Source organism: Vibrio marisflavi CECT 7928 (genome assembly GCF_921294215.1).
In the GTDB taxonomy this organism is placed as follows: domain Bacteria; phylum Pseudomonadota; class Gammaproteobacteria; order Enterobacterales; family Vibrionaceae; genus Vibrio; species Vibrio marisflavi.
The window spans coordinates 162,495-188,303 of sequence record NZ_CAKLDM010000003.1; the positions used below are offsets into that span (position 1 = coordinate 162,495).

35 protein-coding genes are annotated in these 25,809 nt (G+C 42.5%); 24 read left to right on the forward strand and 11 right to left on the reverse strand.

Annotation, left to right across the window (positions count from 1 at the left end; translation table 11 throughout):
- Nucleotides 1-73 precede the first annotated feature (73 nt).
- The gene (locus tag L7A31_RS21000; RefSeq protein WP_237363743.1) at nt 74-838 is read right to left on the reverse strand and encodes a DUF481 domain-containing protein; all 765 of its coding nucleotides are present in this window, start codon (nt 836-838) and stop codon (nt 74-76) included.
- A gap of 206 nt (nt 839-1,044) precedes the next feature.
- Here L7A31_RS21000 and L7A31_RS21005 point away from each other — a divergent pair, with 206 nt between their 5' ends.
- Together L7A31_RS21005 and alr are read left to right on the forward strand one after the other, a co-directional pair.
- Nucleotides 1,045-2,454 carry a replicative DNA helicase gene (locus tag L7A31_RS21005; protein WP_237363744.1) on the forward strand — a complete coding sequence of 470 codons (1,410 nt, stop codon included), beginning with the start codon at nt 1,045-1,047 and terminating at the stop codon, nt 2,452-2,454.
- A complete protein-coding gene (gene alr, locus L7A31_RS21010; protein ID WP_237363745.1) occupies nt 2,426-3,544 on the forward strand; it encodes an alanine racemase in 1,119 nt (372 codons plus the stop codon). The genes L7A31_RS21005 and alr overlap by 29 nt, the downstream gene beginning before the upstream one ends.
- A gap of 34 nt (nt 3,545-3,578) precedes the next feature.
- On the opposite strand, the gene L7A31_RS21015 is transcribed toward alr, so the two are convergent.
- The gene (locus L7A31_RS21015) at nt 3,579-3,998 is read right to left on the reverse strand and encodes a secondary thiamine-phosphate synthase enzyme YjbQ (RefSeq protein WP_237363746.1); all 420 of its coding nucleotides are present in this window, start codon (nt 3,996-3,998) and stop codon (nt 3,579-3,581) included.
- Between the two features lie 290 nt (nt 3,999-4,288).
- Between L7A31_RS21015 and pgi the strand changes: the two genes are divergently transcribed.
- Complete coding sequence (pgi, locus tag L7A31_RS21020; protein ID WP_237363747.1) at nt 4,289-5,941, forward strand: glucose-6-phosphate isomerase; 1,653 nt, start codon at nt 4,289-4,291, stop codon at nt 5,939-5,941.
- A 55-nt stretch (nt 5,942-5,996) separates the two neighbouring features.
- On the opposite strand, the gene L7A31_RS21025 is transcribed toward pgi, so the two are convergent.
- From L7A31_RS21025 to L7A31_RS21040, 4 genes are all read right to left on the reverse strand, one after another.
- A complete protein-coding gene (locus L7A31_RS21025) occupies nt 5,997-6,458 on the reverse strand; it encodes a chemotaxis protein CheX (protein ID WP_237363749.1) in 462 nt (153 codons plus the stop codon).
- A 10-nt stretch (nt 6,459-6,468) separates the two neighbouring features.
- Nucleotides 6,469-6,927 (reverse strand): zinc uptake transcriptional repressor Zur, encoded by a 459-nt coding sequence (zur, locus tag L7A31_RS21030; protein WP_237363751.1) that lies wholly within the window; start codon nt 6,925-6,927, stop codon nt 6,469-6,471.
- 206 nt (nt 6,928-7,133) lie between these two features.
- Nucleotides 7,134-7,682, reverse strand: a complete 549-nt coding sequence (locus tag L7A31_RS21035; RefSeq protein WP_237363753.1) for a hypothetical protein — start codon at nt 7,680-7,682, stop codon at nt 7,134-7,136.
- A gap of 159 nt (nt 7,683-7,841) precedes the next feature.
- Nucleotides 7,842-8,438 carry an undecaprenyl-diphosphatase gene (locus L7A31_RS21040; RefSeq protein WP_237363762.1) on the reverse strand — a complete coding sequence of 199 codons (597 nt, stop codon included), beginning with the start codon at nt 8,436-8,438 and terminating at the stop codon, nt 7,842-7,844.
- A gap of 610 nt (nt 8,439-9,048) precedes the next feature.
- On the opposite strand from L7A31_RS21040, the gene L7A31_RS21045 reads away from it, so the two are divergent.
- Entirely contained in the window at nt 9,049-9,834 is a 786-nt protein-coding gene (locus L7A31_RS21045; RefSeq protein ID WP_237363763.1) for a substrate-binding periplasmic protein, read from the forward strand.
- Nucleotides 9,835-9,911: 77 nt separating this feature from the next.
- Here L7A31_RS21045 and L7A31_RS21050 read toward each other — a convergent pair whose 3' ends face one another.
- Complete coding sequence (locus tag L7A31_RS21050) at nt 9,912-10,712, reverse strand: substrate-binding periplasmic protein (protein ID WP_237363765.1); 801 nt, start codon at nt 10,710-10,712, stop codon at nt 9,912-9,914.
- 831 nt (nt 10,713-11,543) lie between these two features.
- On the opposite strand from L7A31_RS21050, the gene L7A31_RS21055 reads away from it, so the two are divergent.
- Entirely contained in the window at nt 11,544-11,921 is a 378-nt protein-coding gene (locus L7A31_RS21055; RefSeq protein ID WP_237363766.1) for a response regulator, read from the forward strand.
- A 159-nt stretch (nt 11,922-12,080) separates the two neighbouring features.
- On the opposite strand, the gene L7A31_RS21060 is transcribed toward L7A31_RS21055, so the two are convergent.
- Together L7A31_RS21060 and L7A31_RS21065 are read right to left on the reverse strand one after the other, a co-directional pair.
- Nucleotides 12,081-12,848, reverse strand: a complete 768-nt coding sequence (locus L7A31_RS21060) for a hypothetical protein (protein ID WP_237363767.1) — start codon at nt 12,846-12,848, stop codon at nt 12,081-12,083.
- A gap of 79 nt (nt 12,849-12,927) precedes the next feature.
- The gene (locus tag L7A31_RS21065) at nt 12,928-13,533 is read right to left on the reverse strand and encodes a LexA family transcriptional regulator (protein ID WP_237363769.1); all 606 of its coding nucleotides are present in this window, start codon (nt 13,531-13,533) and stop codon (nt 12,928-12,930) included.
- 134 nt (nt 13,534-13,667) lie between these two features.
- Between L7A31_RS21065 and L7A31_RS21070 the strand changes: the two genes are divergently transcribed.
- The 7 genes from L7A31_RS21070 to L7A31_RS21100 are packed head-to-tail and all read left to right on the forward strand — an operon-like array spanning nt 13,668 to nt 17,936.
- Nucleotides 13,668-13,919: a pyocin activator PrtN family protein gene (locus L7A31_RS21070; RefSeq protein ID WP_237363771.1), complete on the forward strand. Its 252-nt coding sequence runs from the start codon at nt 13,668-13,670 to the stop codon at nt 13,917-13,919.
- An 11-nt stretch (nt 13,920-13,930) separates the two neighbouring features.
- Nucleotides 13,931-14,122 carry a hypothetical protein gene (locus tag L7A31_RS21075; RefSeq protein WP_237363776.1) on the forward strand — a complete coding sequence of 64 codons (192 nt, stop codon included), beginning with the start codon at nt 13,931-13,933 and terminating at the stop codon, nt 14,120-14,122.
- Nucleotides 14,123-14,124: 2 nt separating this feature from the next.
- Nucleotides 14,125-15,927: a replication endonuclease gene (locus L7A31_RS21080; RefSeq protein ID WP_237363778.1), complete on the forward strand. Its 1,803-nt coding sequence runs from the start codon at nt 14,125-14,127 to the stop codon at nt 15,925-15,927.
- A 38-nt stretch (nt 15,928-15,965) separates the two neighbouring features.
- A complete protein-coding gene (locus L7A31_RS21085) occupies nt 15,966-16,283 on the forward strand; it encodes a hypothetical protein (RefSeq protein WP_237363780.1) in 318 nt (105 codons plus the stop codon).
- Entirely contained in the window at nt 16,276-16,776 is a 501-nt protein-coding gene (locus L7A31_RS21090; RefSeq protein WP_237363782.1) for a hypothetical protein, read from the forward strand. Before L7A31_RS21085 ends, L7A31_RS21090 begins: the two co-directional genes overlap by 8 nt.
- Nucleotides 16,763-17,218, forward strand: a complete 456-nt coding sequence (locus L7A31_RS21095; RefSeq protein WP_237363783.1) for a hypothetical protein — start codon at nt 16,763-16,765, stop codon at nt 17,216-17,218. The genes L7A31_RS21090 and L7A31_RS21095 overlap by 14 nt, the downstream gene beginning before the upstream one ends.
- Nucleotides 17,184-17,936 carry a hypothetical protein gene (locus L7A31_RS21100; RefSeq protein ID WP_237363785.1) on the forward strand — a complete coding sequence of 251 codons (753 nt, stop codon included), beginning with the start codon at nt 17,184-17,186 and terminating at the stop codon, nt 17,934-17,936. The genes L7A31_RS21095 and L7A31_RS21100 overlap by 35 nt, the downstream gene beginning before the upstream one ends.
- Before the next feature lie 204 nt (nt 17,937-18,140).
- Here L7A31_RS21100 and L7A31_RS21105 read toward each other — a convergent pair whose 3' ends face one another.
- Nucleotides 18,141-18,707, reverse strand: coding sequence for a hypothetical protein (locus L7A31_RS21105; protein ID WP_237363786.1), 567 nt, complete (start codon nt 18,705-18,707; stop codon nt 18,141-18,143).
- Nucleotides 18,708-18,751: 44 nt separating this feature from the next.
- Nucleotides 18,752-19,261 (reverse strand): hypothetical protein, encoded by a 510-nt coding sequence (locus tag L7A31_RS21110; RefSeq protein WP_237363787.1) that lies wholly within the window; start codon nt 19,259-19,261, stop codon nt 18,752-18,754.
- A 185-nt stretch (nt 19,262-19,446) separates the two neighbouring features.
- On the opposite strand from L7A31_RS21110, the gene L7A31_RS22200 reads away from it, so the two are divergent.
- The 12 genes from L7A31_RS22200 (at nt 19,447) to L7A31_RS21160 (ending at nt 25,805) form a co-directional block, all read left to right on the forward strand.
- Nucleotides 19,447-19,575 (forward strand): hypothetical protein, encoded by a 129-nt coding sequence (locus tag L7A31_RS22200; protein ID WP_284676579.1) that lies wholly within the window; start codon nt 19,447-19,449, stop codon nt 19,573-19,575.
- A 9-nt stretch (nt 19,576-19,584) separates the two neighbouring features.
- On the forward strand, nt 19,585-20,412 hold the full coding sequence (locus L7A31_RS21115; RefSeq protein WP_237363788.1) for a major capsid protein P2: 828 nt from the start codon (nt 19,585-19,587) through the stop codon (nt 20,410-20,412).
- 9 nt (nt 20,413-20,421) lie between these two features.
- Complete coding sequence (locus L7A31_RS21120) at nt 20,422-20,703, forward strand: hypothetical protein (RefSeq protein WP_237363789.1); 282 nt, start codon at nt 20,422-20,424, stop codon at nt 20,701-20,703.
- A 5-nt stretch (nt 20,704-20,708) separates the two neighbouring features.
- Complete coding sequence (locus L7A31_RS22205; protein WP_290368779.1) at nt 20,709-20,843, forward strand: hypothetical protein; 135 nt, start codon at nt 20,709-20,711, stop codon at nt 20,841-20,843.
- Complete coding sequence (locus tag L7A31_RS21125) at nt 20,840-21,040, forward strand: hypothetical protein (RefSeq protein WP_237363790.1); 201 nt, start codon at nt 20,840-20,842, stop codon at nt 21,038-21,040. The genes L7A31_RS22205 and L7A31_RS21125 overlap by 4 nt, the downstream gene beginning before the upstream one ends.
- Complete coding sequence (locus L7A31_RS21130) at nt 21,037-21,408, forward strand: DNAase (protein ID WP_237363791.1); 372 nt, start codon at nt 21,037-21,039, stop codon at nt 21,406-21,408. Before L7A31_RS21125 ends, L7A31_RS21130 begins: the two co-directional genes overlap by 4 nt.
- 3 nt (nt 21,409-21,411) lie before the next feature.
- A complete protein-coding gene (locus L7A31_RS21135) occupies nt 21,412-21,897 on the forward strand; it encodes a chemotaxis protein (RefSeq protein WP_237363792.1) in 486 nt (161 codons plus the stop codon).
- Nucleotides 21,894-22,625 (forward strand): hypothetical protein, encoded by a 732-nt coding sequence (locus L7A31_RS21140; protein WP_237363795.1) that lies wholly within the window; start codon nt 21,894-21,896, stop codon nt 22,623-22,625. The genes L7A31_RS21135 and L7A31_RS21140 overlap by 4 nt, the downstream gene beginning before the upstream one ends.
- Before the next feature lie 4 nt (nt 22,626-22,629).
- The gene (locus L7A31_RS21145) at nt 22,630-23,244 is read left to right on the forward strand and encodes a hypothetical protein (protein WP_237363796.1); all 615 of its coding nucleotides are present in this window, start codon (nt 22,630-22,632) and stop codon (nt 23,242-23,244) included.
- A gap of 2 nt (nt 23,245-23,246) precedes the next feature.
- Complete coding sequence (locus L7A31_RS21150; RefSeq protein WP_237363826.1) at nt 23,247-23,726, forward strand: structural protein; 480 nt, start codon at nt 23,247-23,249, stop codon at nt 23,724-23,726.
- Nucleotides 23,727-23,817: 91 nt separating this feature from the next.
- The gene (locus tag L7A31_RS21155; RefSeq protein ID WP_237363798.1) at nt 23,818-24,045 is read left to right on the forward strand and encodes a hypothetical protein; all 228 of its coding nucleotides are present in this window, start codon (nt 23,818-23,820) and stop codon (nt 24,043-24,045) included.
- A gap of 203 nt (nt 24,046-24,248) precedes the next feature.
- Nucleotides 24,249-25,805 carry an RNA-directed DNA polymerase gene (locus tag L7A31_RS21160; RefSeq protein WP_237363800.1) on the forward strand — a complete coding sequence of 519 codons (1,557 nt, stop codon included), beginning with the start codon at nt 24,249-24,251 and terminating at the stop codon, nt 25,803-25,805.
- Nucleotides 25,806-25,809 lie beyond the last annotated feature (4 nt).

Genomic DNA, 25,809 nt, shown 5'->3' on the forward strand with positions numbered 1-25,809 from the left:
TCGTATTCAGTATGTAAAAAGCACTGACCTTGGTCAGTGCTTTTTTTATGGGTGTTTTCTAAGAACATTAGTATTAAAAACTAAAGACTAGGTTAACGCTAAATACACTGTCAGCTTTGGCCAGCCCTTCAGGTACTCTACTGTGATAGTTTCGAGTATGCGCTATTTTTAATGCAATATTTTCTGTGATGTTTTGAGTAGCACTCAAGCTCGTATCTAGGCTTGTATTACTGCTGCCTGTTACAACGGTTGCGGTTGCTCCTAGCTTCAAGTTTTTTAGTACTTGCCAGCTGGTATTCACTTTGGTTCGGAATATTGGCTCTTCTACTGTATCTGGAAAGATAATATCGTCAGATCCAATTTCATCTAAATTTGGCTTTTGATACCGGTAGCCGGGACCTGCTTCGAGTTCTAGTACATAGTCTTCGGTATTATAAACTTGATAACCCATACCGGCAGAAAGCGTATCATCTCTGTAGTAAGCACTGTATCTAGAGTCGACGCCATTAAAACTGCCATACAAATAAGACTTAGGTCCCAACTTGTAATCGGTTTGAGCTGCATAGGTAGACTGTCTTTTATCTTCTACACCATCATCATAGTTAAGATAGTAAGACCAGCTTGCGGTAGAGCGCCAGCGCCCCGAAGTGTACTCACCGCTAAGCTTTGTATTGAGCGCTTTAGAGTTTGTGTTACCAGACCGTTCTTGATATCCGAACTCGACTCCAGTCTTCCAAGGAGAGGGTATTTCAATTTTCTCGTCTGGTGGTGCAAGTTCATCAGCGTGAACAGTGGGCACAGCTAAAAGACCCAGACTAAGCAACCAATACTTTGCCAACGACTTATCTGTCCTTATATTAATCAGGTGTAGCATGCTAAAGGCATGCGGTTTAAACTTGGTCAAGACGACGTTAAATTTAGTACAGTCTATAACCGTTAAAGTTAGCGCAGTTCAACTTCGCATTTCATAAAGTCCATCTAGCTGATTACAAATTCCTGTTTCAAGCTATAATGGACGGTCACTAAAAGTTATTGAGCAAGGTCATGGCTGAATCCCAACAAGCAAGCAACAAAAAACGCAATGCCGTAGATGCGCAAGTCGACGCAATAAAGGTTCCACCGCATTCACTTGAAGCCGAGCAATCAGTGATTGGTGGCCTGCTACTTGATAACGAACGTTGGGATACAGTATCAGAGCGTGTTTTAACACAAGATTTTTATAGCCGTCCACACCGATTAGTGTTTGATGCGGTTAAAACCATTTTAGAAGAAAGCAATCCACTCGATCTTATCACGTTGTCTGAGTTTTTAGAGCAACGAGAACAGCTGGAAGACGTGGGAGGCTTTGCTTACCTCGCGGACCTTGCTAAAAACACACCAAGTGCGGCAAATATTAATGCGTATGCTGATATCGTAGCTGAAAGAGCGCTTGTCCGAAACTTAATTGGTGTGGCCAATGATATTGCTGATGCAGGCTACGATCCTCAAGGGCGAACTTCAGAAGATCTTCTCGATCTTGCAGAGAGCAAAGTGTTTGCAATAGCAGAAGAGCGAACCAATGAAAATGAAGGCCCACAAAGTGTCGACAACATCTTGGAAAAAACACTTGAGCGTATTGAGCTACTGTATAAATCGCCACAAGATGGCGTAACAGGCGTCGATACAGGCTTTACCGACTTAAACAAGAAGACCGCCGGGTTGCAGGGGTCGGATTTAGTGATTGTCGCAGCCAGGCCATCGATGGGTAAAACCACTTTTGCAATGAACCTCTGTGAAAATGCGGCGATGTCTCAGGAAAAGCCAGTGCTGATCTTCTCACTAGAGATGCCTTCAGAACAAATCATGATGAGGATGCTCGCCTCGCTTTCTCGAGTTGACCAAACCAAAATCCGTACAGGTCAGCTCGACGATGAGGACTGGGCACGCATTTCTGCCACGATGGGAACATTGATGGAAAAGAAAAACATGTTCATCGACGATAGCTCTGGCTTAACACCTACGGAGGTACGTTCTCGTGCAAGGCGTATCGCTCGTGAGCATGGTGGGCTGTCGATGATCATGGTCGACTATTTGCAGCTGATGCGTGTTCCTTCACTTTCTGATAACCGTACGCTAGAAATTGCCGAGATATCGCGCTCATTGAAAGCGTTAGCTAAAGAACTTAACGTTCCCGTGGTTGCATTATCACAATTAAACCGTTCTCTCGAACAACGTGCTGACAAACGTCCAGTAAACTCAGACCTTCGTGAATCCGGTTCGATAGAGCAGGATGCCGACTTGATCATGTTCATTTATCGAGACGAAGTTTATAACCCCGAAAGCTCCTTAAAAGGGATTGCAGAAATCATTATTGGTAAGCAGCGTAACGGTCCTATTGGCTCTGTGCGTTTGACATTCCAAGGACACTTCTCTCGATTCGACAATTATGCCGGCCCTGCGTTTGACGATGAGTAATGCAATGAATTATATGAAAGCTGCTACCGCCACCATTGATTTGAAGGCTCTAGAATTCAACTTAGAGAAGATAAAGCAGCAGGCTCCAAACAGCAAAGTAATGGCAGTGGTTAAAGCCAATGCTTATGGGCACGGTCTGCGACATATCGCCACTCATGCCCGCAGTGCAGATGCATTTGGTGTTGCTCGCATAGAAGAAGCGCTGCAATTACGAGCAAGCGGTGTCGTGCAACCTATCTTATTGCTTGAAGGATTTTACTCTCCTACCGATTTGCCCGTACTGGTAACCAACAACATTCAAACCGTGGTTCATTGTGTCGAGCAATTGGAAGCCTTAGAAGAAGCTCAACTTGAAACGCCAGTGCTGGTTTGGCTAAAAGTGGACAGTGGTATGCACCGTCTTGGTGTACGTCCAGAGCACTACAATGAATTCGTTCAGCGTTTAAATGAGTGTGATAATGTCGCAAAGCCTCTACGACTTATGAGCCATTTTGGCTGCGCAGATGAGCTGGACAAATCTGTAACGCAAGAGCAAATTGCTTTGTTCTCTGCTCTCACAAACGAGAGTAACGGAGAAAAATCGCTTGCAGCTTCTGCTGGGTTATTGGCTTGGCAAGAAAGTCACTTTGACTGGGTTCGCCCAGGTATCATTATGTATGGCGTTTCTCCTTTTAGTGATAAGACAGCCGTTGATCTTGGCTATAAGCCAGTGATGACCTTGACGTCACACCTTATCGCTGTCAGAACAGTAAAGGCAGGAGAAAGTGTCGGTTATGGCGCAGTTTGGACCAGCGAACGTGATACCAAAGTTGGGGTAATGGCGATTGGGTATGGTGATGGTTATCCACGAACAGCACCTAACGGTACACCAGTATTAGTTAATGGTCGCAAAGCCCCAATTGCTGGGCGCGTATCAATGGACATGCTTACTGTCGACCTTGGCCCTGATTCGAATGACAAAGTTGGTGATGAAGCGATACTTTGGGGAGCAGCGCTGCCAGCAGAAGAAGTGGCAGAGCATATTGGTACCATCGCTTATGAGCTTGTTACCAAGCTCACCTCTAGAGTTGAAATGAATTACACATCCTAGATAGCGGATAATGTTTTACTATCTCAGTGGGCAACTATTCTCCTTGAATAGTTGCCACTATCTGGCGTTGCCCTGCATGGTTGCGGTGCTCTGCTAAGTAAATACCTTGCCATATTCCTAAAGCTAGCTCGCCATTACTAATCGGTACCGACAGACTACAACCTAGCGTTGAACATTTGATATGCGCTGGCATATCGTCAGCTCCCTCATAGGTATGTTGGTAGTACGGAGCATTCTCTGGTACAGACTTGTTGAAATGTGCTTCCATATCCGATCGGACAGTAGGATCGGCATTTTCATTTATGGTTAAGCTAGCAGAAGTGTGCTGGACAAATAGGTGTAAAATTCCCACAGAAACGTCTTTTAGCTCTGGAATTTGTTGCTCAATTTCATCTGTGACTAGGTGAAAGCCGCGCCGAAAGGCGGGTAATTGAAACTTTTTCTGAATCCACATAAGTTTTCTCGTTGTTCAATAATGGCAAACTAGGATTTACAGCACAATTGTGATGTTATTTCACCCAGCTGTCAGTGTAAAATACCATCACTTACGTGATTTATCTCAATTACGCTGCCAAATTCGTCATACATAATTGGTCGGTGAAAATAAATTACAAAGAACAGCTGCGTTTTTTTTCTTAGCGGCACATAATACTGTTTCTCAATCTGAAAGCCGGGTCCTCTGTTTAAAGCCTTTTGGCTAGAAACGAGCACGATCAAGCCTACTGTAATACCGGGATAGTTACCATGTTGAAAAATATCAACCCAACGCAAACACAAGCGTGGAAAGCATTAACAGCACATTTTGAATCAGCACAAGATATGGATCTTAAGTCTTTGTTTGCTGAAGATAGCCAACGTTTTGAAAAATTCTCAGCGAACTTTGGTTCTGATATCTTAGTTGACTACTCTAAAAACCTGATCAACGAAGAAACGCTAACGCATCTTTTCAAGCTAGCGAACGAAACTGAGCTGAAAAGTGCCATTAGTGCAATGTTTAACGGTGAAGCAATCAACCAAACTGAAGGTCGTGCTGTACTGCATACTGCACTGCGTAACCGCAGTAACAAGCCTGTTATGGTAGATGGCGAAGATGTAATGCCAGCAGTGAATGCAGTTCTAGAAAAGATCCAATCTTTTACTACTCGCGTTATCGAAGGTGATTGGAAAGGTTACACTGGTAAAGCGATCACTGACATTGTAAATATCGGCATTGGTGGTTCTGATCTAGGCCCTTACATGGTGACTGAAGCATTGGCACCATATAAAAACCACCTAAACCTACACTTCGTTTCTAACGTCGATGGCACTCACATCGCTGAAACACTGAAAAAAGTAAACCCAGAAACAACGCTATTCTTAATTGCTTCTAAGACATTCACCACGCAAGAGACGATGACTAACGCTCACTCTGCTCGTGACTGGTTCCTAGAGTCAGCAAAAGATGAGTCAGAAGTTGCGAAGCACTTTGCAGCGCTTTCAACTAACGCTAAATCAGTTGCTGAGTTTGGTATCGACACAAACAACATGTTTGAGTTCTGGGACTGGGTTGGCGGCCGCTACTCTCTATGGTCTGCAATCGGCCTTTCTATCGCGCTAGCAGTAGGCTATGACAACTTCATTGAGCTTCTAGAAGGTGCTCATGAGATGGATAACCATTTTGTTGAAACCGATCTTGAAGATAACATTCCAGTCATCTTGGCTTTGATTGGTCTATGGTACAACAACTTCCATGGCGCTGAATCTGAAGCGATCCTACCTTACGATCAATACCTACACCGTTTTGCTGCCTACTTCCAACAAGGCAACATGGAATCAAACGGTAAGTATGTTGATCGTAATGGCAATGCTGTGACTTACCAAACTGGCCCAATCATTTGGGGTGAGCCAGGTACTAACGGTCAACACGCGTTCTACCAGCTAATCCACCAAGGTACTAAGCTGATCCCTTGTGACTTTATTGCTCCTGCAATTAGCCATAATCCTCTTGCTGATCATCACCAAAAGCTGATGTCAAACTTCTTTGCTCAAACTGAAGCACTAGCATTTGGTAAGACTGAAGAAACAGTAAAAGCCGAATTTGCTAAAGCAGGTAAATCAGAGCAAGAAGTGGCTGATCTTGTACCATTTAAGGTATTTGAAGGAAACCGCCCAACAAACTCTATTCTTGTTAAGCAAATTACGCCACGCACGTTAGGTAATCTAATTGCGATGTACGAGCACAAGATTTTTGTTCAAGGTGTTATCTGGAACATCTTCAGCTTTGACCAATGGGGTGTGGAGCTAGGCAAACAACTTGCTAACCAAATTTTGCCAGAACTTGCTGGTGGTGAAGACATCGCGAGCCACGATAGCTCAACTAACGGTTTGATTAATGCATTTAAAGCTTACCGCTCTTAATTTGCATTCAAACTAAAACAGGCCAGCATTTGCTGGCCTGTTTTTTATCTGTTTGTTATTCAAAGCAGATCTCAATAAATGCGTTTCCCCATTCAGAAGAGAAAGGCATAATAATAATTGAGCCTTCACATTTATGGCGAATGGTATGTCCTTTACCAGAAACAATCATCGGAGTCGCCATATCAAAATCAAATCCACTCTCAGATAAAATTCGCTTAGCGCCACCCGTCACCATATTGGTGATTTCACCGACCATATCGGTTACTTCTTCGTTCACGCCTGCGGGACGCTCTCCCAGCATATTCTGCATAATTTGTAGAGCGAGGTTTTCATCGAAGGTAATAGACATGGAGCCACGTGTTTTATCGCCAACCATACCAATTAACCCAGAAACATCACCACGAGCGATTTCGTCTTTTTTAACTCGAGGCTTTTGCGGCTTAAGTTCTAGAGAAGCCATCGTTTTTAGTACGTTCATCAATGATGCTAAAAACGGATTTACAAATTCAGCTCGCATATTCTTTACTTCAGTCCTTTGTTTTAGCGCAACATGTCTGGCATACCCCATGAGATTCAATAACATGATTCGCTATGTGAATTCCATGCTGCTCGGCATTCTTAGAAAGTAATGATACCAAGTGATCGTCTTGCACTTCAGTGACATTACCGCATACATCACAAATTAAAAGGTGAGAGAAATGTTTATGTGCGTTTCCAATACAGCATGAAATGAAACTATTTGTAGATTCCACACGGTGAATGAAGCCTTGTTCAAGAAGAAAATCCAACGCCCGATAGACTGTCGGCGGTTTTGCTTGTGGCTCAGTCTTTTTTAGATCTTCTAGCAGTTCATAGGCGGTTGATGCTTTCTTGGAAGCGCAAATTAGTTGAAAAACCATCCTACGTTGTGGAGTAAGTCTTACCCCACGGTTAGCACATATCTCTTCCACTTGTTGTATTTGTTGTTGGTCCAAACTTATCACCATAACTATTGGACTTATATAATAATATACCATTTATCGATAAATTTCGTTTTACGATAGAGAATTTATTAATCAAGTCATATGAGAGTCTGCGGCTTCTAGGCTACTTCACTAGGTAACAGGCCATGCAGGAGTGTAGAGAAAGATCATATGAATGAATGAGTAAGTGGTCAATAGATACAGCGACTTCGTTTTGAATCGCGGCTATTCTATAGATTGCTTCCAGCAACATATGGAACGAGAGCAACAATGATTCCGCATAACCCAACAACAAACCCACCAATAGTATATCGGCGTTGTTGCTTGTGCTTTTTATTGCTTATCTCGATGGTTTCTTTCAAGTGAGTGGTTATTGGGTCAAGCAAATGTTCATTGCCTTTTAGCAAGCCTCGTAACCTTTCTAAGTGTGCGCGAATTTCAGTTGGTAGTCCTTCAAAGGGTTCTTCATCTTCGAAACGTTTAATATAGCCCTTTATTAAATCCCGCTCTTCAGAGAGCTCTTTGTTGCCGCCAACTAGGATATCGCGATGACAGTTTTTGATGACGCGGATGGCATCGGATATAGATAAGTCTCTCGTTGAGGCAATATGCTTTATATCAGACCAATCGGGCGTAGATTGAGTGATTGCATGTCTGAAGTCTTTTTCAAATCGAGAGGAAGCTTGGTGCTCTTTATATATTTCAAAAATTTTTAGAAACACATTGCTTAATGCCACCACTGCAATAAATAGGATGATGGCAGGAATCCATTCGAGCATAGTTAATCCTTATCTTCGGTCAATGAGTATTACGTACAGCTCTATTCCTCAACTAACTGAAATAGTAACTCAAGATCGAAAACTATGCCGAATAGATACATCAAGTAAGGTAGCTAAGTGAGAGAGACATCCAAGGTTCTCGCTGAGCTTTCTGCCCTATCAACGTTTGATTTTTGCTTGTGGACATGATGTGGCAATCACTTTGTCGTAGATTTGGCTGAGTAGTTTAAATACTGGTTCGACAACATAATGCTGCTTGTCCTTGCAAATTGTTGCTGCAGCGATCGCAACTACAAATGAGCCAATCATGTCGAAAGGGTAGTGAACTCCTAAATATATTCTCGCCCATGCGACAGGTAGCCCAAGTACAATAAGAGCGCCCCCTAACAACCGAGTTTGACGCGATAGCGCGAAGCTAACAGCAACAGACCAGAAAAACGTGAGATGATCACTCGGAAATGAAGAGTCGTTAGAGTGAGGAAGAAAGTTTGTTCCTAGGTGGATTGCAAATGGTCGTGGGTGAAACCAAACTAGGCCAAACAGGCTATTGACGATAAGACCTATTATCGCAGACATTCCAGCCATAACGACAAGCTTTTTGGTACCTTCATCGCCACGAAGCCAGCCTATAATCAATATTATCGGCACAAGAACAATAAAATATTTTGCAAAAAATAACGCTATCTCAATCAATAACTGAGATGGATGTGTAGGTGCATTAAGCAACAAAAACAGTGTTTGGTTTAAGTGAGACATATATTTAACTAGTTGAGTAATTTAAGGAAGGGAACTTTCTTTGTTATCCCCAATCTATTTTTTATCAGTTTGAATGAAAATTTTGTGAAAGCATGTTGAGCAGTGAAGAAAAAAATCGTGGAATAGGGTTGAGTGTATTTTTAGTCGCAGGTATCGCCTTAAGTGTGCTGGCCCTGTTTCAGGGGATTTTTTACACCCGATTACTAGTCAAGTTGACCCAGTTCATAGGTGTTCATGGGCCAGTGGAACAGTCCTCCCTATACATATTGTCAGGAATAGGCGCAGTAGGCTTAGTTTTGTTTGTCGGTATCTGGATGTGGCAAAAGTGGGCCCTATACCTATCTTATGCAGTGATGCTAGCTTTGATGGTTTATTGCTATTTTTTGGAGGTCTTTTCGACATCAAGTATTTTCATAGTGACTCTAGTTAGTATCTTTTTACTCTTTTTATTTACAAAAAATAGACTCCATAAATTCTTATAACTGAAAGAGTTGCCATCAATAAAAGTAGAAAGTAGTTTTGTTATTGTATCGTGGTGATTTATTGGCTTGCTATAAATTAGACTTGACTATAATTAGAGGTATTACTTTAATCTGTGTGTTATACCTACATGAAAAAGCTAATATTTCTTCTTATACTCTCTTACAGTTCAACTGCTTACACTGCATCTGTAAACGATATTTCATGGTACACAGAAGAGTACCCTCCATGGAACTATACCGAGAACGGTGAGTTAAAAGGGTATTATGTTGACGTGCTATTAGAGCTATGGAAGAAGGTAGGAATTGATAAAACCAAAGATGATATAAAAGTCATTCCGTGGGCTCGTGGTTACCACTATTTAAAAACTGATCCTAATACAGCCCTTTTCTCTATGGCGAGAACAGAAGAGAGGGAAAAGCTGGGTATATTGTGGGTCGGGCCACTAGAAACCAATAAACGAACGGCTATTTTTGCTAAAAAGGCGAAAAACTATAAATTTGACTCTATTGAACAAGTTAATAAAGAGTTCAGCAAAGGCGGAATTGGTAGCGTCAACAAAATTGGTTCCCTAAACAAAGGGGCAACTGGGCAGATATTCTTGCAAATTGGAGGAAGCCCAAAGGCACTACATCGAGTTAATACCGTCGATCAGCTGTTTGGTATGCTTGAAAGTGGTCGAGTATCAGCCATTACTTACAACTATGCCAATGCTTTGTATGTAATGAAAAAATTAAAAATGAAGCCTTCGGAATATGAAGTCATTTACTATATGAGTCCACCAAAAACTGGTGGGTATTTTGGCTTTAATAAAGATACTGATCCTGCTCTGATTGAAACGCTCCAGAGAGCTTTGGATGAACTTTGGCAAGAGGGTACCATTGATAAGTACTATCAGGAGTACAATCTAAAGTAGGGACATAGGTCCTAAATACTTCACTCCTTAATAAATAAAATTTTTTCTGGCTACTTTATCTGCACACTAAGTAAGATTTAGTTGCTCCGAGCTGTATGGTATTTTAATTGTTCTTCTAAGTTATACTGAGAGTAGTATTCTTTTACTGCATTCATATACTTATCATTATACTTTTGGTATTTGTCAGAACGTTTGCTAAACAATAAATATGCGTGAGCTCTGTCTTCCACTTCGAATACCTTTTTCAGTAAGCTGATGTTTATATTTTCTTTTTGGAGGATTAACTTTAGCTGTGATTCAGTATAGAAAAAGTAGTCACTTTGCCCTGAAATAACTCTTTTAATCACTTGCTTATGGTTGTTTAGGTCTTTAACCTTATTTTTTGGAAGTGAAGCGATGAAGTCATCGACAACTTTACCATGACTGTCAGATCGAACTCTAGCAACGGAGAGCTCCTTTAGTTGATCTAAGTTTTTTATATCTATTGCTTTTTTATTGTCTACAGCTGAATATGCGTAGATTTTAGAAATGTTGGTAAATACAGGCTCACTAGAAAAGGAAAATAATTTTTCTCGCTCTTTGGTTTTGTATGCCCCTAAAACCATATCAATATTGCCGATTTCAACTTCCCTCTGACAGCGCTTCCAGGGCAAGTCCTCTATGACAGTTGTTTTGATATTGTTGTTTTTCTCAAAAATAGTCAGCTGTTCAATAAGAACGCCATCATATTTCGCATTGATCGGATAAATCCATGGCTTTCCATCATAGTACGCGCACCAAGTTAGTCTTTCGGCCGCGTTGGACGTTAGGCTATATGAAGCAATCAGCAGTAAGAAAAACGTTCCTAATATTATGGGCTTTAAAGCAAATAGAGGCATAGTACGCGTCATCCTTGAAGCTGAAACTATGTGAATTAGTATAGTTTCTGTTTAGTGTGTTTGCTCTTTGAAGGATACTTTTTTCGTCAATTTCCTTGCCCCAATAATTCACCGAGAACTTCCAGCTCATCGCTTTCTATATCGCCTATCGTTTTCTCCAGTAGCTTTGTAGTCTACTTCCGATCTATCACTGACTGTTACAGAGAATCTAGCAAGGGAAAAAGTGGGGATAAAAGCGGGTGTTAGCAACTCAAAAAGCATTTGGGTTACTGGTGGTCTTCCTCGATATTCGGGAGAGTTATTAAAAGTTTCGATACGCAAAAAGCTAGTAATGACGGGCGATGTGGCAGAATCGGTACACATTATAGAGGTTTAGGATCATAGGTAACCTTACTCTACCAACGGGTAGCAACCGGAACAAAATAGAATAGATTGCGCAGCACGTTAACTCGATGATTAGCGGCGCAATTACCTTGCCCTTTGTGATTAAATATAGTTCATGAGCGAAGCCATTTTATCGGTAAGATCATCGTATATTTGGTGATGGCCCAGTTCTCAATAAGGCTATCTTTTATAGCGTAGCAGGCTTTGCGAAAGTTTATATGTACAATCGTCTCTACAAATCCAGACTCTAGCATTGCCTCTACAGGCATTGATAACTTGTAATTCTTAGCCGCTGAACCTCGAAATATTTTTCATAGAAACCACTCAATATTTGCTTACCTTCTCATTCCAACACTTTCACCTTCATTTATTGACGAATTGTATTGAATTGCTTTACATTCCGAGCGTACTGTGTGCGCGCTGTTGCATATTGATTGTGGTGGGAATATGACTAAAGAAATTTTGATTGTAGATGATTCAGCTTCATGTCTTGAGCTAGTAAAGAGCTTGATAACGAGTCATTTTGAATTTGCTTTAAAATTAACAACTTGCACTAACGGTGTAGAGGCCAAACAAACACTGGCTCAAAATAGCTTTGATCTAGTTATTACAGATATTGTGATGCCTGAAATGGATGGCTATGAGCTGATCAGGTACATAAGAAGTAACCAACATGTTCCTATTGTTGCTTTGTCGGCAGGTAATGGAAAGCTCGATACTGAGTTAACGCTGAATGTGGCTCAAGCCATTGGAGCAAATGCAGTTGTATCTAAGTTACAGCTAGATACGGACTTGATAAAGACCGTGCAGCCATTTTTGATTTAATTGGCATTACTTGTTTTCTAAATCACCAAGAGAGCAATGTTCATGATCGATAGGTTTTAGTTGCTTGATACGAAAGGGGTTAGAGGTGTTGAGGGGAACTAAAGGGGAACTGGAATAGAAGTAGATCCCCAATAGTATAAATGGATGGATATAGTACCGTTATTTCCAATCACTAAAGTATTTCAATAGATATATTTTTAACGCTTCAGTTTTTGATAAATACCTACCACCAATTTGCGTTAAATAAGACTCAACTAAGGCAATAGCAGTTCCATCATCACAATCTCGATACCAGCTACCAGTGTTTTTTAGGTGGCCGCCACCGCCTTGAAGTACCCACGACGGATCGTTTATTTTGATACACTTCTCTGCACTTTTCTTTATGGCTGACTCATGTCTCCCACCAAAAAATATCAGTGTATTGGGTTTAAGTTCTTGTAGCTCTTTAGATGCAAGTTTATCGTTCTCACTCCAATAAAGTTCAGCGCACATGTGCTGAGAAATCTCTCTATTTGGATTAATGTCTGAGCCATTATTTAGAGAAAACTTGTAGTAATTCGATACAGCAATCGATTCGTGAATCTCTTGAAATTTGTAGAATACATCACCAAACTTGGCGTAAATATATAAGCCAGCTAAAGCTAGCATTACTTCGTATGGAGCTATTGCAATGTCGGTATACTTTTTAGCATCCTTCATCTGCATTACTTTTTCACGTCTACTCTTTTTGACTAGGGCGTCCCATGGTTTAGATATGTTCTGAGCCATTCCATACATCAGTATTCCATATTTGCTATAGTCTTTACCTACATGCGGAATATATGGTGGGTATATGCTTCCATCTTCTTCTTTTGTCGATATAAGCTCTCTATAAGGAGCTAGCACCTCAGAGTTATATGCTTCAAAGTAGTTTATAAGCTCTTCCACAGTATATTCCTTTGTCATAATGATGAATTTGTAGATTACAGGAGTGCCAGAAAAAAGTTTTGATATCGAAACAGGATTACTACATCCTTTGTCCAGACCAAACTACTTCACCGATGATCTCGAAATCTGCACTTTTTATATCTTCTTTCGTTAGCTCCCAAGGTTCGTAAGCTGGGTTATCACTGACGACCTTGATACTTTTTGGCAGGAATTGAATACGTTTCACCATCAGGCGGCTGTCATATCGAAAGACATAAACACCATCAGTAGAAAAACCATCAACACGGTTCACCATCACGATACTTTGATTTTTCAAAGTAGGGATCATGCTGTCACCACGAATTGGCATTAGAAAAACATTATTAGGGTTATATCCAAGCTCTTGTCGTATGAATTTCTCTTTAAATACGATTGAAGAGGACTCTTCTTCTTTCTCAACCAGTGCTCCCATTCCTGCATTGACTTCAATATCAAAGTATTTCAACTCGAGATAGCCCTTCGGAGATAGTGAGCCATTTTTTGCGATCTCGTTCGCTTTTATGAACATATCTTGAGGGATTTTATTTCTCATTCTCCACGTTTGAATTGTGGAAGGTGATACGCCCAAACACTTTGATAAATCAGTATTTTTTGCAGTGTTGGTGAGTTTCTTTAGTTCAGCGATCTGATCGTCAATAGTGCTCATTAGCGGCTCCGGTGTGCTCAAAGGTTTTGCAAAACTAGTTTGGTATGCCAATAATGTCTCATATGGTAGTTGAGACACTTTTGAGTTGATTATAGTTGCTCTTAATCAACTCTTCATAGTTGCATAGGTGATATATGAATACAAATTTTGCTTTGTTAGCACGTTTTGAGAGTCCAACCGTAGAATTGAAACTAGTCTGCCAAGAGTTTTTCGGTATCACACCAAAAACGGCAGAGCAGAAAGCTAAGGCTTGCGACTTTCCGGTGCCTACATTCAAGCTGCGCGATTCAGAGCGTAGTCCTACCTTAATCAAAATCGAAGATCTCGCGGCGTATATCGACAAACGTCACCAACAAGCCAAACAAGATTGGCAATCCGTTCAGTAATTGGAGGAAGTATGCAGGTATCTAGTCCAATACATAAACTTTGCCCTGATATGCAGGGAATGGTTAACCCAGATCCAAGAAAACTAAGACGCTCAATTTTTCTGATTCAAAAGCTACGTGAAAAACATGGCTTGGATAAACGTTCGAAGCGTAAAGCAAAGCCGTTGAATTATTCATGTAACGAGTCTGATTGCTGGGGTTAACCATGGCTGAGCAAGTTCTTGAAGCTGGAGAAGTATTGAAAGGTTCGGCGTTTACTCGTCGATTCTTTCCTAAGTTGCCACCGATGGTACGTGCAGATATAAAACGCAAAGTGTCGGCACGTATGAAGCGAGCGAACCCAACTAAACAGAACTTGATAAAAGCCGCTGAGGAAGCGGTTAAATTTGGTTTAAAGCGTGCAGCCTTTATTGAAGACAAATATTCCTTTGTCGATTCTAGGTACAAGGCCAAAGCAGAGCCAATCAGCCATGACATATTGATGCGCGATGATGCAGTAGAAAAGCTCTCCAAAGTGTACGCTGATAAGTGCTCGATGTTATTGAGTGATGAAAGCCTAGCTGAGAAGTTCAGTAGTTACCTTGAAGCACTCGAGCATATCTACCATCAACAAAGTGAACAACTTCGCTTAATTCACGTAAACCCGCCGCATATCAACTTTAAAAAGCGCGAAAAGAAACCAGATGAGCTTGAGCGTGATTTAGAGATTGCCGCGTTGAAAATGCAGTCTGAAGAGTGGATAGAAGGGCGGCTTTTGCAGCTTCGAGCCCAGTATATTGAGTACTCACAAATCGCACTAGAGCGAGTTGGCGAATATCAGCACCAATCGCCGATCATCAGTGCAATGTCGTTCTCAAACTGGAAGCGAAACCAGCATGAAGCGAGCAAGTTTATTGAAGCAATGGCGATACTCAATAACGACTCGGGCGAAGTGTACGATCTGGCTGAAGTGGTGAAACGTACGACAGCTAACCCAGAAAATCGCCGTATTGAGATGATGGTACGTTGTCGTGGCTTTGAAGAGTGGGCGCAAGACTTAGGTTTTACGGCTCTATTCATCACTTGGACTTTGCCAAGCAAATACCACCGTATATCGAGTAAATGGAATGGTTCATCGGTCAAAGACGGCCACAATGCTTTGATGCACAAATGGGCGCTAGCTCGAGCACTGATTGCAAAAACAGATATTGAGTATTTCGGCTTTCGTGTCGCCGAACCTCATAAAGATGCAACCAGCCATGCTCACTATTTTCTGTTTTGTGCTCATAAGGATAAAGATGAAGTCATATCGATACTAGAAGGCTGCGCAATCTCTGAAGATAGAGACGAACTTGGCAGCGATACATCACCTCGTTTTGACGTAAAAGAAGCCGATCCAAAGAAAGGTGGGGCAACTGCTTATATGGCGAAGTACGTTTCTAAGAACATCAATGGCAATCACATGCCTGAAGGTGAGTCTCAAGATACGGCTTTTCGTGCGAGGGCATGGGCATCCATCCATAAGATCCGCCAATTTCAGCAATTTGGTGGTGAACCTGTTTCGTTATGGCGAAATCTACGTCGAACTACGCCAGAACAAACTAATAGCGATCCCGAATTAGAAGAACTGCGCCAAGCGGCGGATTCTTCCAAGTGGTCACTATTTTGTAAGCTCGCCCATCGTGCCAAAGTCGAATACGAAGAGAAGCAAAATCAGTACGGTGAAATCCATAAAAAGGTGATCGGTTTTTCTTGGTTGGGGCAACTGATTAAAACCGCTAGCGAGTGCTATAGCATCGTGAAGAAAAAAGACGTGCAGCGTCTTCAAAATGCGCGGAGCGCATTACCTTGGAGCACTGAAAATAACTGTAACTCAAAGGTAGAAAGCCTAAAAAATTTGCTGACCCAAGCTACCGGTTGGAGCAGTGACGGGGTGAAATGTTTAATTCAACCTCTCATGCAGGGGCGAAAAGTCCCAATAGACCGATATTGCACGTTATCGATTAGAAACGGGCGACTGATTACCTAACTTAACCAAACATCTAACGTCGTGAGACAGGGGATACCATGAAAAAACTATCAATCGAAGAATGCCAACGCGACTTGCTTGCCTTGGAAGCGGCCGACCAACTGACCGACAATGTTGAGCGAGAAATTGCTCGCTTTAAATCGATGGGAACCAAAAACCTTTTGGGTCAGGCAACCAAAATGCTGATTAGTGGCAACTTGTCACTTGAAGCGCTAGACCTACCGGCAAACTTCTTTGAACAACTCGAGCACCTAGTTCACCTCAATGCAGTGACTCGGCGTAAATACCGAGAATGTGTGCAGACTAACCTAGACGAACTTTCACTCGTTCAAGATGGGGAGGTAGTCGATGAGTAGGTACGATAATCCGGTTAGAGGTGCGGTTCAGTGTCCGGTTTGCCACTCGGTTGCAACGGTTCATCATATCGGTGAGGGTAAGCTGATTGCAGCAGGTGAGCCGCCAAAAAATAGCCGCAATATCGGTTTAAAATATTACCGCTGTCCTAAATGCGGTAATAGCTCCATGAGTCGAAGCGTTAACGACTACATCGAAAAGAACATGGCAACCGATGAAGCCGAACTTAAGTTAACCGAGCCAGCTGTTAGCGACTCGGTTGAAAAGGGCGATTCGAGCCAATCCACAGAGCCCAGTAACGACAAGGTTTCAAGCGGTAACCTAACCGAAAACAAAACCGAACAAGTAACCGAATCCAAGCCAGCAGAAAAGGCATCACTCATCACTCCAAAGCGAGTGCTTATCGTATTGGGTGTGCTAGCTGCTGGGCTTTGGGTTAGCTATACGCTTTTCCCTAAAAAGTCAGATCAGGAGGTGAGCGATGGATCTGCTTAGTGAACCGGAAGTTGTTGAGTCTGAGGTTGATGATTGGGGTGACTTCTCCGGTGTTATATCTGGGTTAGAAGCCGAAGAGAAAGCCGAAAACGAAGCGGAACAAACCGAAGGGCAAGAAGAAGGTATTAGCCCTGAAGCTTTCGAGGGGATCTTAGGTGTGATGTTTACCGTCGTAGAGCAAGCGACCTCATTAATAGCAGGAGTCGATTTTGCTTTCGATTGCAAAGGCAAAGCTGAAGTAACCAGAGCAGCGGTACCAGTGCTATCGAAGCATGGTGGTCAATTTCTCGGGTGGTTTGGTGATTACATCGAAGAGGCTACGTTACTTATTGCAGTTCTTTGTTTAGTTCACGGTGCTAGGAGTCAGCTACAAGAGTTAAAGCAGCAGAAAATCGAGAGGGAGAAGGATGAAAAGCAAGTCCCAGTCGCTCAAGCTGCCTAATCCAGTTAACTCCAACCCGTCACATGATGCAGAACATGTTATCTATGTGGCGGGAACTGGTGGCGGCAAAACCTCTGCAGTGAAGTATTTGGGTCTGGTGCCAAAAACCTCTCAAGCGGTATTTTTCGATCCTTATCGAAACTATGCTGGTGCTAAGTTTCAAGGCCAGATGTGCCATGGTACGAGCTCAAAAGCGGCTTTCGTTAAGGCTTTACTTGCTGCGAGAAAAAGAGGCAAGTCATTTAAGCTTGCCTATATTCCGCAAGATGGTGCAACTAATCATGAGTTAGAGTTTTTCAGTGCGGTGGTGTGGTCAATGGGCAATGGCCGATCATCTAAGTTGTATGTGGTGATTGAAGAGTTAGCAAGCTGCGTCGAAACAACCGGAAAGCTGAAAGGTAAAGCGGGTGAGTTACTGCGTGGTGGCCGTCAATATGGGCTCGTGATTCACTCTATTTTCCAGCGTGGGCAAGAAGTACCCAAAACCGTTACCGAGCAATCTTCGACTTGGTGGATTGGAGCGGTTAACTCGATGTCAGATGCCAAGTGGTTAGCTGATAAGAAAGGGCTCAATATTAACGATATTGCTGCCCTAACTTCGGCCAAAGTGAACAAGCAGAAAATCGGTAAGCCTATTGCGGAATATCTGCTTGTTAGGGATGGGATTGGGAATGTTGAAAGTAAGAGTTTGAACTGTCATTCAGGCTTACGTTGTTGAAGTCTTTCCACGGATACTTTCAAATTTTCGATATATGGACTTGTTGAACCATCCCATTGGCAAATTAAGCATTCGCCATTGTTCATCATATGAGAGCAGTTTTTGTAGCCGTAAAGATAGTGAGAACATTCGGGACAAAGGTGCCTCATTTGAGATTTTGATGTGACAAATGCACTTCCGCATTCATCACATGTAGACAGATTTTCAGGCATAGAAACCACTCATCCATTTATCAAAAGATTCCTTAAACTCCTTTTGAGCTAAAGAAACTATTGTATCGGCGTTGTTAGTCGGATCAACGTTCCACACGGACTTCAGCCATTGGCAGTATTCTTTACTCTTCTCACTAGGTTCGAAGTCATTGGGGCATCGATAGTAATAAAAATCATCCCAATCAACCATAGGGGAACAATCATATGTCAGTATTTGCAAGAGCTCTTTAATATTTTTAGCGACTATATGAGCGCCGCCTTCGCTACCAAAAACTATGATGGGAGCATTACCTAAATTCATATTCGAACTAGCAAGCCAGAAAGCATAGGTAGAGCCTGAAGCATCGGCTTTGGCAAATTCCCAGATAGAGTCTAAAAAGTCTTTATCTTGTGAAATTTCTTTTAACAGGGATTTTTCATTATCACCAACAATAAGCTCAAAGCCTTCACTGTAGTATTTCTGCCTAGAAACTTCTTGTTGAAACCTAATCAATGACGATAGTTCTGTAGGGATCTCTAAGTGATTAAAATACTGTCTGAAATTGTCTAAAGTGGTCATATCTGCCTATTAATATTGTAAAAACAACAAGTGCCAATACTTCTTTAGTTCGATGTGGCTAAAGTGTTTGGTTGATGCTTACGTGAAAGTCTCGACGCTAAGATAAATAGAATTATGGCGCCATAGTTAACACCGATACCCCACGGAGCGTGGTTCAGCAACCCATATTGGAAAGCATCTCCTAAACCAGAGGACATAAAGATTGTTCCAGAGCTAAATATGGACAGTAAATTTCCTGCTCTGTCAGTATGTGCAATTGCACAAAAGTTAAAGCCAGCTGCTAGTCTGTATACAATGTAAGGTGATGAGATCCATGGAATTTGAATTAGGAACGCTCTTTTTAACGGAGCAATATTCGTTTTGTTAAGAGCAAACCTTAATCCAGCAAGTAGAATGTAGCCATATAACGCAACACCTAGTATCAAGAAGATGTACATATTTAAAGAAGCATGTTCCGATAGAGCAAAGCGTCTTAAAGTAGATTCAACCCCTAGAAAACCACCGCCTATAGTTGCAACTAACAGTATTGATTCAACAATTTGTTTTATTTTCATAATTCTAACCTCAGAAAAATCGAGCAGATGATATCTGACTCATTGCGAGGTGAGAAGCACTAATAACTTAGGTTTTCAACTTATAGCCTTCGCTTGGAACCTATAGGTTCTCCCTCCTTCCCAATCTCCAAAACTTAGCCTTTCATAACTCATGATGAATTTGTTCACGTTAATAAAGGCGAATCATGAGTAAAAGCAACAAAACGATGTTGATGACGGTGTTAGCAACGCTGCTTGTTATAGCGGTGATTAACAACATCTCGACATTGCAATCACTAAAAGAAGTGATCAGCGGCGACTCTGGCTGGTTTTAAGGGGGCGATATGGAAGCTTTAAATACGCTATTTAATCCACGCCCGAAAGAGCTTGATCCGGTCGAAGGTGTTGCATGGGGCAATCAGGCCACTTTGCGTCTGGTGTCGGGCCCGACGTATCAAAACCTTGAGCTAGTCACTGATATTTCTGATCCAGCGGACATTGAACGGGTGCGTATTACATACAACGGGAAAGAAATCATTTCACTGTCTGGTCAAGACATGGTGGATTTACAAGAGCACCGCTCGAACTACGTGTCGGCAGGTCGCTATGTCATTCCATTCTCTGACATGACCATGCGCACTAAGTTAGGCGTGCGCCAAGGTGAGTTGGTGACATTGCCAGGTGAAATCTGGTTTGTGTATATCCAGCTTGTATCGAAAAGTGCAGCTGCACCAAGTATCCGAGCTAGGGCGCATATTACGGAAGCGCAAACTCAGCGTGTGTTTATGCCAAGGCTCTATTCACTGACTTGGTTTGCTAGTGCTGCTGGTCGAACTCCTTTCGATTGGTCGGAGCGTTCACCTTACTTAAGCATCAAACGTATTCACTTCAAAGACTCGTCCATTATCCGAGCGCGAGTGTTGCGTGATGATCGAGAAGAGATGAACGTCAGCAAAGAAGACAACGCGTTTGACTTGTCCTATGCAGGGCTTGAGCAAAACGATGGTTGGTTCTCTCTCGACTTTGTTCGAACTGGGTTTGGCTCTGAAAGTAAGCTCAAGACTCAAGCAGTGCGAGCACTTCAATTTGAGCTAGAGAAAAGCGCGTCGGGCAGTGTGCCATTAATTATCGAGGCCATTGAGCAAGTCGCTGTGCCTAAGCCCTCTGCGTAAGGGGGCAAGATGAGTTGGTTAGATTCATTAAGTGAGGCAGGTGGTGAGCTACTGGATTCCGTAACCAGTGCGGGCAGCTCTTGGATTACGGGCAGTGTTGAAAATGATTTATCAAAGCAACAAGCCAGTGATCCAGATGAAGCCCGCAAAAGCCAAGTCGAAGGGCAAACGGCAGACGGTCAGCCGCTAGCGGTGCCATCTCAAGGACTGTTTAGCAATCCAATTGTGCTCATGGGTGCAGCAATGGTGTTTGGCTTGGTGGTTGTGCTGCTAGTGATGAAACGGAGGTAATAAAGATGCCTTTTTTACTTCCTGCAGTGTTTCTCGGTGGCGGCTTTCTTGGCTTTCAAGTTTCGGACGGCTCCAACAAGTTAATCGCTATCGGAGTGCTGTTAATTGTCGGCTACATGCTGATTAAGGGGCGAGCATGATACCAGCAGTCGGAGGCGGGTTAACCAATAGTGGCTCTATGCCTATTTCGGGTGGTGATGCAGGGCCATCGACGGCGAGCAGTGGTAACTACAGTGGTCAGACTATTGGTGCCATAAACATGGGCAGTCAAGGTATTAGCCCTTGGTTACTTGGCATTGTGGTGCTTGCCATTGGTTATTGGATGCTAAAGAAATGATCGAGTGCGTTAGCCAATGCCCGAAAGCAGTCGAGCGGTTAAAAGTGGCCTTTCGAGCTTGCCCTGCAGATTTTGAATTAATGCAAAGTGAAATCAAAGCGGGGCGGGTGAGTGTGTATCAACTGCAAGGTGATAACCACTGTTTGACTATTGCAGGAGAAGTATTGGACGACTCCTATTACTTATGGGGTGTGGTTGGTCATGGGGTAGTGAGTGGCATTCGAGAATTGACTCAGTACGTGAGGCGAAGCGGGCTCTCAAACATTTCAGCAGAAACCTATTTTGATGGGTTAGCTCGTTTAGTCAGGCCACTGGATACCAGCGAGCAAACCTTGCAGAAAACTACACGGTTAGAAATGAGAGTGTAAATCATGGGTGGTAAATCAAGCTCAAGTAATAAAACACAATCGACCAACGTCAGTGGCCAAACGGCCATATCTGGAGACAACCTTGGTACGGCGATAAGTGGCGTTAACAACTCCACGGTGAATGTCACGGCCACCGATCACGGAGCAGTAAAACATGCCTTTGAGCTAGGTGGTGAGTTAGTTGGGCAAAGCGGCGAGATGTTTGAGCAAGCGCTTGAACATGCCAATCAGGTCAATGTGAACTCGATGGACTTTGCTGAAAACGCATTAGAAGACATCTCTTCCAGCAATAGCGAAAATTTGCAGGTGATGGCAGGGCTTGCGGGCAACCAAGCCGAGCAGAATACCAAGAACCTTGATGCACTGATGGACTTAGCCAAGTTTAATCAAGACGGCGGAGCGAGTGAGAACAAGCAGCAGCAGATCATCATGATGGTGATTATCTCGGTTGTATTAGGCGGCGTAGCAATCATGGCGGTGAAACGATGAAGTTAAGTTTAAAAGCTAACAATCCTATTCCCGTCAATATCGCGGGTAACTGGCTGTATCTTGAATCGGCCTCACAAGCGGTGGAGTTTGAAACCTCGCTTGGTGATCGGGTGTCAGTGAAAAAGCACTCGGTAGTCAAAAGCACTCAAAGCGTTGGTCGGGTGCTGGTTTACTCGGATATCGACCAAGAGATCGCACTCGAATTTGGTTATGGCGATTTTGTCCCGCCAGCGAATATCGACGGGCAAAGTGTTGTCGTGAGCGCTATGCCTGCACTGGAAATTGCAGACGGTCAGTCCGTTTCAATTGATAGCTTGCCGAAAGTCGAAATAGAAGACGGACAAAGTCTAGCGGTAAGTAGCTTGCCAAGTGTTGAGATTGCCGCTAACCAATCCATCAAAGTTAGTGAGCTGCCAGCGGTGCAGATTGCGGAAAATCAGTCTGTAGAAGTGAGTCAGTTACCCGCTGTAGAAATTGCAGCAGACCAAGAAATTGCACAAAAAGTTAGCAACAGTATTTCTGCTCAGCAAGGCAATTTGCCACTGACCGTTGCAGAGAATTTAACAAGGCAAAAAGTGGTGATAAAAGCGGGTGTTAGCAACTCAAAAAGCATTTGGGTTGCTGGTGACCTTCCTCTAGAGGCGGGAGAGCGGTTAGAACTTTCGACACGCGCAGAGCTAGTAATCACGGGCGATGCAGCAGACTTGGTACACATTATAGAGGTTTAGGATCATGGGTGACCTTACTCTACCAACGGGTAGCAACCGGAACAAAATAGAACACATTGCGCAGCACGTTAACTCGATGATTAGTGGTGCAATTACCTTGCCCTTTGTGATTAAAGATAGCTCAGGAGTGATGCAAGTTCCTGAACAAATTTTAATCTCACAAGGCATTGAACATATTGCCATTGCAGACGGCTCTATCTCAGGTGCGAAAACTATTTCATTAGCGAGGTTATCGAACCTGTATCCCTCGGCAGTGATATTTGGTGACGATCCAGTGCTGAACTTTTATGTCGATGCAGATATGTATGTGACTGGCAATCCAGCCGATGCGATGGGCGACAACGTGTATTGGACTAGCGATATGTTCGGAGGCGTAAAAGCACTACCAAGGCTGAATTTTGGTGACGGTGGTTCTCGTTTAAAGCTTAGCGGTTTTTCGAATTATCAAATGAAGTCACTGGATATGCCTGACAATGAGCATCCCATGCTTAACGAAGAGAGCAAGATACAACCGAGCAATGGTGCGTCATTTTCGATTAATAGCGCGAAGGGAATAGTGATGTTGTATGGCGAAGTTACTGCCTCTGCACTTTCGATAGATTTTACGGCGCAAATGTAATGATGCCGATTCTTGTAGCTGCAGTCATTTTATTGGTGTTGGGGGTAGCGATGAAAGCAGGTGGTTTTTCGATTAGTGGTGCGCCAAGGGGGGTTAGGGCTAACAACCCATTGAACATAGAAAGCAATGCTAGTAACAATTGGGTAGGGAAAGTGTCGCCGTCAGTCGATAGTCGCTTTGAAACCTTCCGAGCACCTGAATATGGTTTTCGGGCTGGGGCAATCCTTTTGCGCGATAGCTACCAAGGCCGATATGGACTGGAGACAATCGAAGAGATTATTTATAAGTTCGCTCCTAGCCATGAGAACGACTCGGATAACTACGCCAGTTTTGTGGCTAGCCAACTTGGTATCAATGCTAATGAGCCTATCAACCTAAGCAGCGATGCCACTTTAGCCAAAATGCTGCACGCTATGTCAGTAATGGAAGTCGGGCGCTATTACTCACTTGAACAGGCTCAAGAAGGGGTAAGGATGGCATGAATTCAGAAGACTGGAAACGGGTAGCAATTACAGTGTTAGCAGCAGTGTTTGCCGCATTTGCAATCAAGTACCTTAAACGATGGAAAGTGTTATGAAGAAGTTTATCAAAGAGAAAATGGGTATCGACCTCGACCAGCCTTCAACCAAAAAGGGTTTGGCACTTATCAGTGCTGGCGTGGCTTTAGCCGTTGGTCATCCTGATTTACTCACTGCCAATGTGACAGCGAAAGGGATTGAGTATGGCGGTATTATCGGTACCACTCTCCCAATCCTGATCGGGGTTTGGGAGATGGTTAGGGATGAAGCTTCGAGCAAATAAGTAAATTAAATCTTGAGCCAGTATTCAACTGCACCATCAAATCTTCAGTTTTATCAGAATGAAACTTAAACTTGTGATGTTTCGATGTTTTTACTCGCATAAAACTGAAAAACACAATGCTTTGTTAGTTAACTAATTGATATGATGAGTCCTTACTGAAATTTTGCTTGTATCGGGCAAACAAGGAAGTGGAGATTGACGACATGAAATTGGTTACACAAATGAATGCGGCCGAGGCAAAAGACTTTTTTTTAAAGCATTCAAGTTATAGCAATTTCAATTTACCATCATATTTCAATTTTACAGATTTGTTGCTGAATGTAGATGAGGCTTTAAGGGAGAAACCAAGAGGGGCTATTGATATAGGTTTACCAAGAGCCAGAAAGTTCTCACGGACGAGCTATACCCTTCAAACAAATAAGGATGGACATTATGCGTGGCGTCCATTTGAGTTAATACATCCAGTTTTGTACGTACATCTAGTAAACCAGCTTACAGAAGAAAATAATTGGCAGGTTCTTTTAGACCGTTTCGAGCAGTTCTCTTCCAACCCAAATATTGTTTGCGCGAGTATTCCAAGAGAATCTGAAGAAGAAAACATATCTGACACAGCTGAAAGTGTACATGGCTGGTGGGTAGATGTCGAACAGGAGTCAATTTCATTAGCTATTGATTTTAAATATGTTTTCTTTACTGATATTGCTAACTTTTACCCTTCCATTTATACACACTCCATACCATGGGCTATTCATACAAAAGAAGTGGCTAAATTACAAAGAAATAGGAATGATAGTTTAGGTAATGAAATAGACAATAGCATCCAAGATATGAGAAACGGCCAAACAAACGGCATTCCTCAAGGCTCAGTTCTTATGGATTTTATCGCTGAAATTATTATGGGGTACGTTGACCTATCTCTTGGAGATAGATTAAGAGATTCTGGAATACATGATTATAAAATCCTCAGATTTCGGGATGATTTCCGAGTTTTTACAAATTCGAAAGAAAACGCAGAATCTATAATTAGGCATTTAACTATTGTGCTGCAAGAGCTGGGGCTTCAATTGAACTCAGAGAAAACCTTTCTGAGTGAAGATATTGTTATTGATTCTATAAAGCCTGACAAAAGAGAGGCTTTGATGATATTTGGTAAAAATGTCTCAGGGACGACTATACAAAAAGCCTTACTGAAGTTGTCTTTATTTTCCCGAAAATACAAAAACTCGGGTCAAATTGAGCGCTATCTAAGTTCTATAAATAGACGCGTCATGAAAACTAAAGCTTTGAAAAGTAGTGATAATATTGCAGCTATGGTCAGCGTTCTAGTAGATATTATGTATCATAATCCTAGGGTATTTGCATCAGCTGCCTTGGTTCTAAGTACTCTATTCAAATTTATTGAAGACGATGATAAAAAGCTTGGAATAATTGATAAAATCAAGAACAAATTTGAGCCTGTTTTAGGAACGGGAATGCTTGATATATGGCTTCAGAGAGTATCGTTCCCTGTAAACCAAGATGTTGAATATCAAGAGACTCTTTGTAATGTTGTCAGTGGAGCCATTGATATACCTCACGAACATGTATGGTATTCCGAATGGATTACAGATCAGCGATTCAAAAATGGTGTTCTAGCAACCCAATTTATAGTTGAGGAAACCTTAGCGCAGGCTAGTAGCATAATTAATGAGGATGAAGTTGTGCTATTTCCGTACTCTTCTGGCGAAGTGGTTGAGCAGCCAGAACATGAAGAAGGTTAGTGTA

Bases quoted from the DNA above. Each gene is read 5' to 3' on its own strand.
- L7A31_RS21145 (WP_237363796.1), top strand. From the start codon at position 22,630: ATGGGTGACCTTACTCTACCAACGGGTAGCAACCGGAACAAAATAGAA.
- L7A31_RS21035 (WP_237363753.1), bottom strand. From the start codon at position 7,682: ATGCTCGAATGGATTCCTGCCATCATCCTATTTATTGCAGTGGTGGCA.
- L7A31_RS22200 (WP_284676579.1), top strand. From the start codon at position 19,447: ATGAGTAAAAGCAACAAAACGATGTTGATGACGGTGTTAGCAACGCTG.
- L7A31_RS21115 (WP_237363788.1), top strand. From the start codon at position 19,585: ATGGAAGCTTTAAATACGCTATTTAATCCACGCCCGAAAGAGCTTGAT.
- pgi (WP_237363747.1), top strand. From the start codon at position 4,289: ATGTTGAAAAATATCAACCCAACGCAAACACAAGCGTGGAAAGCATTA.
- L7A31_RS21070 (WP_237363771.1), top strand. From the start codon at position 13,668: ATGAATACAAATTTTGCTTTGTTAGCACGTTTTGAGAGTCCAACCGTA.
- L7A31_RS21100 (WP_237363785.1), top strand. From the start codon at position 17,184: ATGAAAAGCAAGTCCCAGTCGCTCAAGCTGCCTAATCCAGTTAACTCC.
- L7A31_RS21025 (WP_237363749.1), bottom strand. From the start codon at position 6,458: ATGCGAGCTGAATTTGTAAATCCGTTTTTAGCATCATTGATGAACGTA.
- L7A31_RS21125 (WP_237363790.1), top strand. From the start codon at position 20,840: ATGATACCAGCAGTCGGAGGCGGGTTAACCAATAGTGGCTCTATGCCT.
- L7A31_RS21105 (WP_237363786.1), bottom strand. From the start codon at position 18,707: ATGACCACTTTAGACAATTTCAGACAGTATTTTAATCACTTAGAGATC.
- L7A31_RS21075 (WP_237363776.1), top strand. From the start codon at position 13,931: ATGCAGGTATCTAGTCCAATACATAAACTTTGCCCTGATATGCAGGGA.
- L7A31_RS21050 (WP_237363765.1), bottom strand. From the start codon at position 10,712: ATGCCTCTATTTGCTTTAAAGCCCATAATATTAGGAACGTTTTTCTTA.
- L7A31_RS21110 (WP_237363787.1), bottom strand. From the start codon at position 19,261: ATGAAAATAAAACAAATTGTTGAATCAATACTGTTAGTTGCAACTATA.
- L7A31_RS21065 (WP_237363769.1), bottom strand. From the start codon at position 13,533: ATGAGCACTATTGACGATCAGATCGCTGAACTAAAGAAACTCACCAAC.
- alr (WP_237363745.1), top strand. From the start codon at position 2,426: ATGCCGGCCCTGCGTTTGACGATGAGTAATGCAATGAATTATATGAAA.
- L7A31_RS21005 (WP_237363744.1), top strand. From the start codon at position 1,045: ATGGCTGAATCCCAACAAGCAAGCAACAAAAAACGCAATGCCGTAGAT.
- L7A31_RS21040 (WP_237363762.1), bottom strand. From the start codon at position 8,438: ATGTCTCACTTAAACCAAACACTGTTTTTGTTGCTTAATGCACCTACA.
- L7A31_RS21090 (WP_237363782.1), top strand. From the start codon at position 16,276: ATGAGTAGGTACGATAATCCGGTTAGAGGTGCGGTTCAGTGTCCGGTT.
- L7A31_RS21120 (WP_237363789.1), top strand. From the start codon at position 20,422: ATGAGTTGGTTAGATTCATTAAGTGAGGCAGGTGGTGAGCTACTGGAT.
- L7A31_RS21140 (WP_237363795.1), top strand. From the start codon at position 21,894: ATGAAGTTAAGTTTAAAAGCTAACAATCCTATTCCCGTCAATATCGCG.
- L7A31_RS21095 (WP_237363783.1), top strand. From the start codon at position 16,763: ATGGATCTGCTTAGTGAACCGGAAGTTGTTGAGTCTGAGGTTGATGAT.
- zur (WP_237363751.1), bottom strand. From the start codon at position 6,927: ATGGTGATAAGTTTGGACCAACAACAAATACAACAAGTGGAAGAGATA.
- L7A31_RS21055 (WP_237363766.1), top strand. From the start codon at position 11,544: ATGACTAAAGAAATTTTGATTGTAGATGATTCAGCTTCATGTCTTGAG.
- L7A31_RS21015 (WP_237363746.1), bottom strand. From the start codon at position 3,998: ATGTGGATTCAGAAAAAGTTTCAATTACCCGCCTTTCGGCGCGGCTTT.
- L7A31_RS21155 (WP_237363798.1), top strand. From the start codon at position 23,818: ATGAAGAAGTTTATCAAAGAGAAAATGGGTATCGACCTCGACCAGCCT.
- L7A31_RS21080 (WP_237363778.1), top strand. From the start codon at position 14,125: ATGGCTGAGCAAGTTCTTGAAGCTGGAGAAGTATTGAAAGGTTCGGCG.
- L7A31_RS21130 (WP_237363791.1), top strand. From the start codon at position 21,037: ATGATCGAGTGCGTTAGCCAATGCCCGAAAGCAGTCGAGCGGTTAAAA.
- L7A31_RS21045 (WP_237363763.1), top strand. From the start codon at position 9,049: ATGAAAAAGCTAATATTTCTTCTTATACTCTCTTACAGTTCAACTGCT.
- L7A31_RS21085 (WP_237363780.1), top strand. From the start codon at position 15,966: ATGAAAAAACTATCAATCGAAGAATGCCAACGCGACTTGCTTGCCTTG.
- L7A31_RS22205 (WP_290368779.1), top strand. From the start codon at position 20,709: ATGCCTTTTTTACTTCCTGCAGTGTTTCTCGGTGGCGGCTTTCTTGGC.
- L7A31_RS21150 (WP_237363826.1), top strand. From the start codon at position 23,247: ATGCCGATTCTTGTAGCTGCAGTCATTTTATTGGTGTTGGGGGTAGCG.
- L7A31_RS21160 (WP_237363800.1), top strand. From the start codon at position 24,249: ATGAAATTGGTTACACAAATGAATGCGGCCGAGGCAAAAGACTTTTTT.
- L7A31_RS21135 (WP_237363792.1), top strand. From the start codon at position 21,412: ATGGGTGGTAAATCAAGCTCAAGTAATAAAACACAATCGACCAACGTC.